Below are 12,087 nucleotides of genomic sequence, written 5' to 3'. Positions count from 1 at the left end.
TCGGGCCGCCGTCAACATCGCATGTCGACGACTTATCCAACCTCTTTATTTGCCGTCCTTATTTGCCATCCTTATCCCAGTCGCCCGGCAGCTTGCGCTCCACGCGATCCCAGGCCGAGCGGGTGGCGCTCTTCGCTTCGTTCCACGACAGGCGGGAACTGCCCTTGCTGCGTTCCCACTCGTTCTGCAGGTTCGCCTCGTTGGTGTTCCAGTCGCCCCGGTAGTTGGCGCGGCCGTTGTAGCCCAGCGAATAAGCCGGATCGTAGTCGTTGAACTGGTACGCCGGGTTGTAGTAGGACTCGTTGCGGTGCTGCTGTTCCCAGTAGGTTTTTTCCTCGGCCGGGTTGACCAGGCCGCCGACACCCTTGCCGGTCATGCCGCCGGCCAGTGCGCCGATGGCGCCGCCCGCTGCCATGCCGACCGGACCGGCCGCCGCACCCAGCGCCATGCCGGCCATCGCACCGCCGCCAGCGCCCACGCCGGTCGCCAGGTGGTGGTCGCTCAGGTCGTCGCCCGATTTCGGATTCACCACTTCGGCCGCGCCCTTGCCAGCCAGGCCGCCGGCGATACCGCCGACCACGGCACCCGCCGCCATGCCGATCGGGCCGCCTGGCGTGCCGGCCGCCAGGCCAGCCGCCGCGCCGCCCGCTGCACCGAGGCCGGTGCCGATCACGTGCTGGCCAGCACTGTCTTTCCAGCTCGATTCGATATGTGCGGCATCCTCATCCGAGCGGGCGTTCACGCCCATCACGATGCCGCCCTGCTTCAGGCCTTCTTCATAGTGCTGCACGCGCTCTTCCGGAATACCGGCACCGATCAGCGCGCCCAGCAGGCCGCCGGTCAGGCCGCCGGCACCCGCGCCGGCCAGCGCCGCCGCGAGCGGACCGGCCACTACCACGCCCAGGCCCGGCAGCACCAGCGTGGTACCCACCGCGGCCACGGCCGCCAGTGCGGCGCCGATCGCGCCGCCCACGCCGGCACCGATGCCCGCGCCTTCGGCAGCCTTGCTGCCCAGCTCGGTTTCGACCTGCTCGCCGCCGCTGAAGTAGCGCTTGCGGGTGTCATCGGACATCAGCACATTGATATCGTCCTTGCTGTAGCCACGCGAGGTGGCATGGTGATAGGCGCGCTCCGCGCTTTCGCGGTCGTTGAACAGACCAGTGACAAGGCGGGAATTCTGGTTCGTCTGGCTCATGTGAGTCTCCTTTGTGTAGGTCGATTGACGAAGCCACGATAGGCTTTTCGACAACACTTCTCTGTACGTTTGCGCACCAAGACAAGCTTTGCCTCCAACCGCGCCGGGAGCGTACGCTGGCGCACGGACTGCGAACATCGCCCGCCCTTACACTTTTTATCACGGCAGGGCTGGAACGGCCCGGTCTCTTTTCTCAACGATATATAGGGGAACGAGCATGAACTTCATCATCTGGATCGTTATCGGCGGCATCATTGGCTGGCTCGCCAGCCTTGTCATGAAAACGGACGCCCAACAAGGGATGTTCCTCAACGTAGTGGTCGGCATCATCGGTGCCTTGCTCGGCGGCTGGCTGCTGTCGCCACTGTTCGGCACGGGCACCATCAATTCCGACGATTTCAGTCCACTCTCGCTACTGGTGTCGTTCCTCGGCGCCGTGATCCTGCTGGCCATCGTGAACCTCGTCTTCCGCGGACGAGCACGCTAACCGCAGGTGCTGTACAGGAAGCCGGCCCGAGGGCCGGCTTTTTTCATGCCCGAACACCAAATATCATGCGGTTTTGCTACCGAAATTCCTGATTGACGAATCGCAATGCGATGCGGATACTTGCACGCGCCACGTTACCCGCGGCAATCATCGGGACGCCTACAACTACTCCTCTACATCGCATGAAAAAATCACTTCTCGCGCTCGCCATCATGAGCATCTCGTCCGCCCACGCCGACGAAGGCATGTGGATGCCGCAACAGCTGCCGCAGATCGCCAAGCAGCTGAAGGCCGCCGGCCTGAAGCTCGACCCGAACACCCTGACGCGCCTGACCGAATTCCCGGCCGGCGCCATCGTCAGCCTGGGCGGCTGCTCGGCATCGTTCGTTTCGCCGCAAGGGCTCGTCGTCACCAACCACCACTGCGTGTACAACAGCGTGGCGCAGAATTCCACGCCGGAACGCGACTTGCTCGCCAACGGTTTCGTGGCCCGCTCGCTGGGCGAGGAATTGCCCGCCGCACCCGGCTCGCGCGTGTTCGTGACGAAGGAAGTGCTGAACGTGACCGACAAGATCGTCACGCCCGAAGTGGCCAAGCTGTCCGGCAAGGCGCGCAGCGATGCGATCGAGAAGAACCAGAAAACGCTGGTGGCCGCCTGCGAGGCCGATCCGGGGCATCGCTGCACGGTGTCGTCGTTCTACGGCGGCCTGGAGTTCTACCAGATCAAGCAGCTGGAAATCCGCGACGTGCGCCTGGTGCATGTGCCACCCGCCGGCGTGGGCAAGTTCGGCGGCGATACCGACAACTGGATGTGGCCGCGCCACACGGGCGACTACGGTTTCTACCGCGCCTATGTGAGCAAGGATGGCAAGGCCGCCGACTACAGCAAGGACAACGTTCCTTACGTGCCGAAGCATGTGCTGAAGCTGGCCAAGGAAGGCGTGAAGGAAGGCGATTTCGTGATGGCGATGGGCTACCCGGGCCGCACCAACCGCCACCGCCTGCCGTCGGAAGTGCAGTTCACGTTCGACCATGCGTACCCGTCGTTCGTCAAGGCATCCGGCGAAACGCTGGCCATCATCGACCGCGAAACCAAGGGCAACAAGGATCTGGCGCTGAAGTACGCCGGCCAGGTCGCCAGCATCAACAACTACTACAAGAACCGCCAGGGCATGATCGATTCGTATGCCAACAGCGACTTCCTGCAGCGCAAGACCGCCGAGCATGAACAGCTGAAAACCTGGATCAACGCCGACGCGAAGCGCAAGGCCGAATACGCCGACGACATCACCAAGGTCGAGCACCTGATCGCCGAGCGCGACGCCGGTGCCAAGCGCGACTTCCACTACGGCTATGGACAACCGCGCCTGTTGACGACGGCACGCACGCTGTACCGCCTGGCCAACGAAACGCAAAAGCCCGATGCCGACCGCAAGTCCGGCTACCAGGTGCGCGACCTGCCGCGCATCAAGTCCGGCGTGGCCGGCCTGGTGCGTACCTTCGATCCGAAGGTGGACAAGGCCATCGCCATGCACCACCTGAAGAACTACCTGGCGCAGCCTGCCGCCGAGCAGAAGGCGGCGTTCAACGCGGCACTGGGTATCCGCGCCGGCATGAGCGACGCGGAGCTGTCCGCGGCGCTGGACAAGCTGTACGCGGGCACGAAGCTGACCGACGCCGCCGAGCGTGACAAGTGGCTGGACAAGAAGCCGGCCGACTTCCAGGGCAGCAGCGATGCCTTCATCAAGGCCGCCGTGGCGCTGTACGAGGCCGACCTGAAAGCCGAAGCGGAAGAAGAAGAGCTGGCCGGCAAGCTGCAGCAGGCTTACGGCAGCTACATGAAGGCCAAGATCGCCTACATGAAATCGAAGGGCCGCGCCGTATATCCGGACGCGAACGGCACGCTGCGCGTCACCTACGGCAACATCGCCGGCCGCGACCATGGCGCCGACGGCAGCACCTGGACCGCGTTCACCACCGTCAAGGGCGTGCTGGCCAAGCACACCGGCACGGGCGAGTTCGATGCGCCGAAAGCGCAGCTGGAGGCGATCAAGGCCAAGGACTTCGGCAAGTATGTCGATCCGAAACTGAAGACGGTACCGGTGAACTTCCTGGCCACGCTGGACATCACCGGCGGCAATTCGGGTTCGGCGGCACTGAACGCGAAGGGCGAACTGGTCGGCCTGGCGTTCGACGGCACGCTCGATTCGATCATCTCGGATTGGGACTTCAACCAGGCCAATACCCGCGACATCCAGGTCGACCTGCGCTACATGCTGTGGAACATGAAGCATGTGGACAAGGCCGATAATCTGCTGAAAGAAATGGGCGCGGAATAAGCGTTCCCGCTCCCGGCCTGAAAGCCACGCCTTGCAAAGGGCGTGGCTTTTTTCATGTCAGCCATTTCAACCCGGCGATGCACAGCGCGATGCCGGCAATGAGCGCCAGCCGGAGCGGTGCGGCACTCTCGCCGTACAGCACGATCCCCGCCATGGCCACGCCGGCGGCACCGATGCCGGTGAAGACGGCGAACGCGGTGCCTACTGGCAAATGCCGTAACGCCAAGGTCAGCAGCACGATGGCGCCGTTCGCGCAGGCCAGGCCGACGATGCTGGGCCACAGCCGCGTCCAGCCATCCGCATGCTTCAAGGCGAGGGCCATGGCCACGTCGGACAGTGCCGCCGCCAGCAATAACAGCCAGGCCGCCATGTCATTCGCCCTGCGCCGCCAGTGCCGCGCGCACCGCGGGGCGCGCGGCGATCTTCGCCAGCCACGCGGTGGTCGCTGGATAGTCGGCCATCGAAATGCCCAGCGTGTCGTGTTCGCGCAGCCAGGGCCAGGCGGCGATATCGGCGATGGAATAGTCGCCGCCGGCCAGCCAGTCATGGCGTGCCAGCTGCCTTTCGACCACGCCATACAGCCGCCTTGCCTCGCCGCCATAGCGTTGCAACGCCCCTTCGTTCAGCGCTCCATCCGCATGGCGGAAATACCATAGCTGTCCCAGCATCGGCCCGATATGCGCGGCCTGCAGGAACAGCCATTGCAGCACGACGCTGCGGCCTTCCTCCCCGTCCGGCAACAGGCGGCCTGACTTGCCTGCGAGATGGAACAGGATCGCCCCGGATTCGAAGATGGGCGGGCCATCGTCGACGATCAGCGGAATCTTGTGGTTCGGGCTCATGTCGGCGAAGGGCGCCAGGTGCTGTTCGCCGGCCGCGAGATCCACCCGGCGTATTTCGTGCGGCATGTCCAGTTCGTGAAGCGCGATGGCGATCTTGTGGCCGTTCGGCGTGGCGGCGGTGTAGAAGGTAAGCATGGGCATTCTCCTGAAGTGATGCGGCAGTATGGCTACTGCGGGAACGCATTAGAATTCCCAAATAACGCATAGTGATTGTGCATCCATGCATAACTGGGAAGAGCTGCATACCTTTGTCGCCGTCGTGCGCACCGGCAGCATCGCGGCCGCCGCGCGCGAGCTGAAAGTGAATCATTCGACGGTCTTGCGCCGCCTGGACAGCCTCGAACGCACGCTCGGCGTGCGCCTGTTCGAACGGCTGCAAACGGGCTATGCGCCAACCGCGGCGGGCGAGAACCTGCGCGAGCGCCTGCTGTCCGTGGAAGAGCAGATCGATGCCGCCGCGCGCACGCTGGCGGGGCTCGACGAAGCGCTCTCCGGCCCCATCCGCCTGACCACCACCGACACGCTGTGCCCGCTCCTGGTGCCCGTGCTGCAGCGCTTCCGCGAGCAGCATCCGCACGTGGCGCTGCAGCTGGTGGTCAACAACAGCTTCCTGAACCTCACGCGGCGCGAAGCCGACGTGGCGCTGCGCCCGTCGAACACGCCGCCCGACAGCCTGGTGGGCCGCGAACTCGGCAGCGTGGCCACCGCGCTGTATGCGTCGCGCGATTACCTGGACCGGGCGCAGCGCGAAGGCATCGGCCGCGGCGACTGGGCCAGGCACCAGTGGGTGGGCCTCGACGACAGCCTGGCCCATCTCGCCATCGCGCAGTGGATGGCGGAGCACGTGCCGCCGGCACGCATCGCGTTGCAAGCGGACAGCCTCGTGACGATGGCGGATGCGGTGACGGCGGGCTTCGGCGTGGCCCCGCTGCTCTGCCTTCTGGCGGAGGAACGTACCGGACTGGTGCGGCTGGCGGATCCCGATCGGCGTTTCGACACCCGGCTCTGGTTACTATGCCACCGTGACCTGCGCAACACGGCGCGGGTGCGGGCATTGATGCGCTTCATTCATGCCGAATTGGCGGCATGCCGGCACATCGCGCCCGCTTGAGGTACATTGTATTTTTCACACGCAACTCAGGAGAAAACGCATGGCAAAGAAAGTCGCTGTCCTCGTCGGCAGCCTGCGCAAGGAATCGCTGACCCGCAAATACGCCCAGGCGGTCATCAGCATGCTGCCGCCTTCGCTGGAAGGCGAGCTGGTCGAGCTGGACATGCCGCTGTACAACCAGGACCTGGACGATGCCAACACGCCGGCCGAAGCCTGGACCGCGTTCCGCGACAAGCTCAAGGGCGCCGACGCCGTGCTGTTCTTCACACCGGAATACAACCGCACGATTTCCGGCGCGCTGAAGAACGCGATCGACGTCGGTTCGCGCCCATGGGGCCACAGCGTATGGGATGGCAAGCCGGCCGCCGTCGTGTCGCAATCGCCGGGCGCCCAGGGCGGCTTCGGCGCCAACCACAACACGCGCCAGGCCGTGGTGTTCCTGAACGTGCCGGTGATGCCGGCGCCGGAACTCTACATCGGCGGTTCGCCCAACTACCTGGGCGAGGACGGCAGCATCAACAACGACCAGACCAGGGAACTGATCGGCAAGTTCGTGGCCGCGTTCGCGCAGTGGGTGGACGCCAACGCGAAGAAGTAAGCCACGGGCAGTAGGCTGCTGGCAACAAGTTGCTGGCAACAAGCTACTGGCAGGTGGGCGAGCCGAAGCGGTAGGACTCGCCGTGCGCCACGGCGTGCGCGGGCACCGGTTCGCGCCGGTCCTGTTCCATCGCCAGCAGCAGCGGCGCGCCGGCCTGGCGCAGCAAGGCCAGCCGGGCCCCCGGGAACCGTTGCGGAATCAGGCCGATCTCGTCGGCCGACAGCTCGCCATGGTTGACCAGCACCCGGCAGGATGGCCCGAAATCCAGCATGGCCGCCAGCCGCGCCGGCCGCATGCCCAGCGGATCGGGCATCGACGTCAGGCGCAGCCGGGTATCGCCCTTGCGGACCGTGATGCCTTCCCAGGTTTCCAGCGGATAAACGCTGTGGATGCCATGGCTGCGCAGGCGTTCGGCGGTGCCCGCCATCGCCACCACCGGCCGCCCGCCCCACCCCGCTCCGCTTCCCCATCTTGCCAAGCCACTCCAGTCCGGATTCGACAGCAGCACCAGGTCGATTCCCGCCATGTCCGACGCCGACAGTGCGCCGTCGGTGCCGGGATCGACCAGGATGGACAGCCCGCGCACGCGCAGCAGCGCGGTGGCGGCGCCGAAGAACCGCACTATCCCGCCGGGCTCCTGGCGCGCCATGCCGGACGGGATGGTGATCCGGTAGCGCGGCACGTCGGCGGCATGCACCGGGGTGGCGCTCCATAGCACGCTCCATAGCAACAACGACAGCAAGAACATCGACAAGCACGGCAGCAAAGGGCACGGCGCTGGCGGGATCTTCATGGGGCCTCCGGGGAAACCCCACAGTTACCATGCCGGACCCGGTTGAACGATGAACTGGCGCAAAGACCGTGCCGGATGGCCAGCGCCCTGTCAGCGCGCCGCCTTCACGGGCGCGAAGCGGTATGTTTCACCATGCTTCAGGTAACCGACCTTTTCCGCCAGCCCCCGCGCCAGGTCCACGCCGGGGAAGCGGCGCGGGATTTCCTCCTGTTGAAAACGCCGTTGATAGCACGCTTTCGCGGGCCGCCTCCACACGTTTCCGGGCCGCTGCGGCGCCCTTGCCACAAGGGTTGCGATGCTACAATCGCGGCTCGGCCGCCTACCCGGTGCCGCCGTTCCCGTCAATGCTCCTGAGATCCAGACCATGCACCCCGAATCGCTCGCTTCCATGCCCACGCCTTACGAAAAAGGCAACCAGAACCAGACCACGCTGTGGTCCGACTGCATCGCGTTCTACGAAGAACTGGCGCGCCGCTTTCCGAAGGTACTGAGCTTCCGGCAGGCAGGAGTATCCGATGGCGGCATCCCGCTGCACGTGGGCGTGGTGAGCGCGGACGGCGTGTTCGAGCGCGAGGCGATCAAGCGCGCCGGCCGCCCGGTCTACTTCAACAACAACGGCATCCACCCGGGCGAGCCGGAAGGCATCGACGCCTGCATGGCGATCGTGCGCGACTTCTGCTTCGATCCGGCGAAGCTGGCCACGCTGGGCGATACCGTGCTGCTGTTCGTGCCGGTCTATAACGTGGACGGCGCCCTCAATCGCGCGAACACGTCGCGGCCGAACCAGGAAGGCCCGGAACTGTTCGGCTTCCGCGGCAACAGCCGCCACCTGGACCTGAACCGCGACTTCATCAAGTGCGATACGCTGAACGCGCGCTTCTTCAATGAACTGATCACCGCCTGGGACCCGGACGTGATGGTCGACACCCACACGTCGAACGGCGCCGACTACACGTACACGATGACGCTGATCCACACCCAGGCCGACAAGCTGGGTTCCGGTCTCGGCCCCTTCCTGCGCGACACCATGCTGCCGCACATCTACGCGGAGATGGAAGCGCGCGGCTGGCCCACCTGCCCGTACGTGAATCCGGTGCGGGACACGCCGGACGACGGCATCGCCGAATTCCTCGAAGTGCCGCGCTTCTCCACCGGCTTCACGGCGCTGCACAACATCATCGGCTTCATGCCGGAAACGCACATGCTGAAGCCGTTCAGGGACCGCTACGAATCGATGCGCACCCTGCTGGACGTGACGCGCGAATTCACGGTGCGGCACGCGGACACCATCCAGCGCCTGCGCCGCGAAGCGAAAGCCGCCCAGCGCCAGCAGAGGGCATGGCCGGTCACGTGGAAGATGGCCGGCACGCCATCCACCTTCCGCTTCAAGGGTTACGAAGCGCGCCGCCATGGTAGCGTGCTGGGCAACTACACGCGGCTGTCGTACGACCGCAGCAAGCCCTACGAGAAGGATATTCCGTACTTCAACAGCTTCCTGCCCGATTCGGTCGTGCAGGTGCCGAAAGCCTATGTGATCCCGCAGGCGTGGCGCGAAGTGGTCGAGCGGCTGCAATGGAACGGCGTGCAGATGACGCGCGTGGCGGAGGAACGCCAGGCCGAGGCGCGCTATTACCACATCGGCGAACTGTCGACCCGCGCCACCGCCTACGAGGGCCACATGTTCCATGACGTGGTCGATGTCGAAGCGCGCACCGCTACCTTTACGCTGCACGCCGGCGACTGGATCGTGCCGCTGGACCAGGACAATGCCCGCTACGCCGTCGAAACGCTGGAGCCGCAGGCGCACGACAGCTTCTTCCGCTGGGGCTTCTTCAACTCCGTGCTGGAAAAGAAGGAAGCGATCTCGGACTACGTGTTCGAGGATCTCGCTGTCCAGCTGCTGGAAGAAGAGCCGGCGCTGAAGACCAGGTTCGAAGCCTGGAAGGCCGCCAACCCGGCGCTGCTGTCGAACCAGGAAGCCGTGCTGGACTTCATCCTGCACAATTGCGCGCGGCACGCGGAGCCGGAGTGGCGCCGCTATCCGGTACTGGGGCTGCTGTAACGAAGGCGGCTCCATGTCCCAGTCTTTACCGCCCTTGCTACATTACGCCTTAAGCCCGCGCACCTTCTTCCACAGTCACTATTTCCACCTCGGCCTGCGCTTCGGCGCGGGCCTGATCGGCATCATCTGGGCCACCCTGGCGTTCGCCGACATGACGACCGCGATGTCGGTCGGTATCGGCGCGCTGTGCACGGCGCTGATGGACATGCCCAGCCCCTTGCGCCACAAGCTCAACGAGATGCTCGCATCGGTGCTGCTGTGCAGCCTGGTGACGCTGGTGGTGAGCCTGTGCGCGCCGTATTTCTGGCTGCTGACCATCGTGCTGGTGCTGCTGTCGTTCTTCGCCAGCATGATGATCGTGTACGGCAAGAAGTCGATGCCCCTGCAGCTCGCCACCCTGTTCATCATGACGATGTCGATGGAGCACCACCTGACACCGTTGCAGGCGCTGGCGCACGCCGGCCTGTTCACGCTGGGCGGCATCGCCTACCTGGCCTACGCGATGGGCATCGCCTGGCTGCTGCGCCACCGCATCAAGCAGCAGGTGCTGGCCGAGGCGCTGTTCGAACTGGCCGCCTACATCGACACCAAGGCCGATTTCTACGACACGCGCTACAACCTGACGGAGCAGTTCAACAAGCTGGTGCGCCAGCAGGCGGCCCTGGCCGACAAGCAGCAGGCTTCGCGCGACCTGATCCTGCGCGCGCACCAGAACCGCAAGGATGCGATCGTGGTGCAGATCCACGTGTGCATGCTGGACCTGTACGAACAGATCCTGTCGACGCACACCGACTATGCGCAGCTGCGCGTGCACCTGGCCGACTCGCCGGCGCTGGAAGCGCTGCGCGGACTGGCGTTCAAGTGCGCGCGCGACATCGAGTCGGTGGCCTATGCGGTCACGCGCAAGAAGGCATCGTTCCAGGCCATCAGCTACGAACCGGAACTGGCCGCGATCGAGGCCGAACTGGCCGAACTGATGCGCCGCGTGGCGGCCGGCAAGCCGGCGCAGGAAGCGCTGGCCGTGCTGCGCGCGCAGCGCAACAAGGTGCGCGCCATCATCAACATGGTCGGCGAACTGCACGGTGCCAGCCAGAAGGCCTACGACAGCACGCCGTACTGGCAGGATGCCGACATGCAGCCGTTCCTGTCGCAGCAGAAGTACGAGATCGGCGTGCTGCTGTCGCACTTCCGGATGGATTCCCCGGTGTTCCGCTTTTCGCTGCGGGTGGCGATGGCGATCGCCTGCGGCCTGGCGATCGGCACGCTGCTGCCCTATTCGGCGCACAGCTACTGGATCATCCTCACCATCGTGATCATCCTGCGGCCCAGCTTTTCGATGACGGTGCAGCGCCGCAGCGACCGCATCGTCGGCACGGTGATCGGCTGCGTGATCACGGCCGCGATCCTGCTGTTCTTCAACCACCCGGCCGTGATCCTGACCGCCCTGGTGCTGGCCACGATCGCCACGCCCACCTTCGTCTACCTGCGCTACCGGTACACGGCCATCGCCGTGTCGATCATGATCCTGCTGCAGATGAACCTGGCCGCCGGCGGCAACCTGCACACGATCACGGAACGGCTGGTGGACACCTTCATCGGCGCGGCCGTCGCCACCGTGTTCAGCTTCGTGCTGGCCAGCTGGGAGTACCAGAGCCTGCCGAAGCTGATCCAGCAGGTGCTGGTGGCGAACGGGCGCTACATGGAGGCGGCATTCGAACTGTTGCAGGGCAAGTGCCGCAACGACTTCCCCTACCGGATCCAGCGCAAGGGCCTGATGGATGCGCTGGCCATGCTGAGCGCCGCGATGGTGCGCATGCTCGACGAACCGGCCAGCAAGCGCCGCGCGGTGGAAGACATCAACCTGTTCATCGTGCAGAACTACCTGCTGGTGGCGCACGTCGCGGCCTTGCGCGCGATCCTGCGCCGGCACGTGAAGGACATCCCGGCGCGCGAGGTGAACCGCATGCTGGCCGCCAGCCACGTGCAGGTCGGCCGCGCGCTGGCCGATGCGCTGGCCAGGCATGGCGTGAAGGTGCCGGTGCCGAGCCTGGAAGAGGACCTGGCGTGGTCGGAAACCATCGCGCCGGCCGGTTCGGTGGACTGGCCCGGCTGGCCCGTGGTGCAGCGGCGGGTACGCTTGCTGCACGCCGACGCGGAAAAGATCCTGGTGCACAGCGAGGCGATCGAGAGGAACGTGATGCAGGCGTGACGGTGGCGCCGCGGCGGCACGGCCACCTGATCCGTGGCCGTTTTGCTATCATTCCGGGTCAAGCGAAAAGTCCGGCCGAGAGCGAACCTGCGAGCGATGTCCAAATCCACTTCCGACGTTTGCCAGGACTGCGGTGCATGCTGCGCGCATTACCGCGTGTCCTTCTACTGGGGCGAGAGCGATGCCCACCCCGGCGGCACCGTGCCGCGCCACATGACCATTCCCATCACGCCGCACCGTATCGCCATGCGCGGCACGGAACAGGCGCCGGTGCGCTGCGTGGCCCTCGAGGGTGAAGTGGGCCGCAAGGTGGGCTGCTCGATCTACCCGCTGCGCTCGGCCACCTGCCGTGAATTCAGCGCCTATACGCCGGAATGCGACAAGGCGCGCGGCGCGTACGGGCTGGAGCCGCTGGCCGAGCCGGCCATGGCTGGCTAGACCCGGACTAGAA

Annotated in this window: 11 protein-coding genes; 7 read left to right on the top strand and 4 right to left on the bottom strand. The window is 65.4% G+C overall.

From position 1 onward, the window contains the following. Positions 1–58 precede the first annotated feature (58 nt). Complete coding sequence (locus EYF70_RS00135; protein ID WP_131143572.1) at positions 59–1,195, bottom strand: hypothetical protein; 1,137 nt, start codon at positions 1,193–1,195, stop codon at positions 59–61. Between the two features lie 217 nt (positions 1,196–1,412). Here EYF70_RS00135 and EYF70_RS00130 point away from each other — a divergent pair, with 217 nt between their 5' ends. Together EYF70_RS00130 and EYF70_RS00125 are read left to right on the top strand one after the other, a co-directional pair. Further along, positions 1,413–1,682 carry a GlsB/YeaQ/YmgE family stress response membrane protein gene (locus EYF70_RS00130; RefSeq protein ID WP_130187247.1) on the top strand — a complete coding sequence of 90 codons (270 nt, stop codon included), beginning with the start codon at positions 1,413–1,415 and terminating at the stop codon, positions 1,680–1,682. Positions 1,683–1,864: 182 nt separating this feature from the next. Then, positions 1,865–4,021: a S46 family peptidase gene (locus tag EYF70_RS00125; protein ID WP_131143571.1), complete on the top strand. Its 2,157-nt coding sequence runs from the start codon at positions 1,865–1,867 to the stop codon at positions 4,019–4,021. 52 nt (positions 4,022–4,073) lie between these two features. On the opposite strand, the gene EYF70_RS00120 is transcribed toward EYF70_RS00125, so the two are convergent. Together EYF70_RS00120 and EYF70_RS00115 are read right to left on the bottom strand one after the other, a co-directional pair. Beyond that, positions 4,074–4,391 (bottom strand): DMT family transporter, encoded by a 318-nt coding sequence (locus EYF70_RS00120; protein ID WP_131143570.1) that lies wholly within the window; start codon positions 4,389–4,391, stop codon positions 4,074–4,076. 1 nt (position 4,392) lies between these two features. Beyond that, the gene (locus EYF70_RS00115; RefSeq protein ID WP_229420639.1) at positions 4,393–4,998 is read right to left on the bottom strand and encodes a glutathione S-transferase family protein; all 606 of its coding nucleotides are present in this window, start codon (positions 4,996–4,998) and stop codon (positions 4,393–4,395) included. A gap of 85 nt (positions 4,999–5,083) precedes the next feature. Here EYF70_RS00115 and EYF70_RS00110 point away from each other — a divergent pair, with 85 nt between their 5' ends. Beyond that, positions 5,084–5,974, top strand: coding sequence for a LysR family transcriptional regulator (locus EYF70_RS00110; RefSeq protein ID WP_131143568.1), 891 nt, complete (start codon positions 5,084–5,086; stop codon positions 5,972–5,974). A 40-nt stretch (positions 5,975–6,014) separates the two neighbouring features. After that, positions 6,015–6,572, top strand: coding sequence for an NADPH-dependent FMN reductase (locus tag EYF70_RS00105; RefSeq protein ID WP_131143567.1), 558 nt, complete (start codon positions 6,015–6,017; stop codon positions 6,570–6,572). Positions 6,573–6,615: 43 nt separating this feature from the next. On the opposite strand, the gene EYF70_RS00100 is transcribed toward EYF70_RS00105, so the two are convergent. Then, the gene (locus EYF70_RS00100) at positions 6,616–7,365 is read right to left on the bottom strand and encodes an MBL fold metallo-hydrolase (protein WP_131143566.1); all 750 of its coding nucleotides are present in this window, start codon (positions 7,363–7,365) and stop codon (positions 6,616–6,618) included. Positions 7,366–7,729: 364 nt separating this feature from the next. Between EYF70_RS00100 and EYF70_RS00095 the strand changes: the two genes are divergently transcribed. From EYF70_RS00095 to EYF70_RS00085, 3 genes are all read left to right on the top strand, one after another. Then, positions 7,730–9,427: a M14 family zinc carboxypeptidase gene (locus EYF70_RS00095; RefSeq protein ID WP_131143565.1), complete on the top strand. Its 1,698-nt coding sequence runs from the start codon at positions 7,730–7,732 to the stop codon at positions 9,425–9,427. 13 nt (positions 9,428–9,440) lie between these two features. Continuing rightward, a complete protein-coding gene (locus EYF70_RS00090) occupies positions 9,441–11,636 on the top strand; it encodes an FUSC family protein (RefSeq protein WP_131143564.1) in 2,196 nt (731 codons plus the stop codon). Between the two features lie 96 nt (positions 11,637–11,732). Continuing rightward, positions 11,733–12,074 (top strand): YkgJ family cysteine cluster protein, encoded by a 342-nt coding sequence (locus tag EYF70_RS00085; RefSeq protein WP_131143563.1) that lies wholly within the window; start codon positions 11,733–11,735, stop codon positions 12,072–12,074. Positions 12,075–12,087: the final 13 nt, after the last annotated feature.

The organism is Pseudoduganella albidiflava (assembly GCF_004322755.1).
Lineage (GTDB): Bacteria > Pseudomonadota > Gammaproteobacteria > Burkholderiales > Burkholderiaceae_D > Rugamonas > Rugamonas albidiflava.
Note: the sequence above shows the minus strand (reverse complement) of the source record. Positions and strands in the feature narration are given on the sequence as shown.

Bases quoted from the DNA above. Each gene is read 5' to 3' on its own strand.
- EYF70_RS00115 (WP_229420639.1), bottom strand. From the start codon at position 4,998: ATGCTTACCTTCTACACCGCCGCCACGCCGAACGGCCACAAGATCGCC.
- EYF70_RS00100 (WP_131143566.1), bottom strand. From the start codon at position 7,365: ATGAAGATCCCGCCAGCGCCGTGCCCTTTGCTGCCGTGCTTGTCGATG.
- EYF70_RS00110 (WP_131143568.1), top strand. From the start codon at position 5,084: ATGCATAACTGGGAAGAGCTGCATACCTTTGTCGCCGTCGTGCGCACC.
- EYF70_RS00085 (WP_131143563.1), top strand. From the start codon at position 11,733: ATGTCCAAATCCACTTCCGACGTTTGCCAGGACTGCGGTGCATGCTGC.
- EYF70_RS00090 (WP_131143564.1), top strand. From the start codon at position 9,441: ATGTCCCAGTCTTTACCGCCCTTGCTACATTACGCCTTAAGCCCGCGC.
- EYF70_RS00125 (WP_131143571.1), top strand. From the start codon at position 1,865: ATGAAAAAATCACTTCTCGCGCTCGCCATCATGAGCATCTCGTCCGCC.
- EYF70_RS00120 (WP_131143570.1), bottom strand. From the start codon at position 4,391: ATGGCGGCCTGGCTGTTATTGCTGGCGGCGGCACTGTCCGACGTGGCC.
- EYF70_RS00135 (WP_131143572.1), bottom strand. From the start codon at position 1,195: ATGAGCCAGACGAACCAGAATTCCCGCCTTGTCACTGGTCTGTTCAAC.
- EYF70_RS00105 (WP_131143567.1), top strand. From the start codon at position 6,015: ATGGCAAAGAAAGTCGCTGTCCTCGTCGGCAGCCTGCGCAAGGAATCG.
- EYF70_RS00130 (WP_130187247.1), top strand. From the start codon at position 1,413: ATGAACTTCATCATCTGGATCGTTATCGGCGGCATCATTGGCTGGCTC.
- EYF70_RS00095 (WP_131143565.1), top strand. From the start codon at position 7,730: ATGCACCCCGAATCGCTCGCTTCCATGCCCACGCCTTACGAAAAAGGC.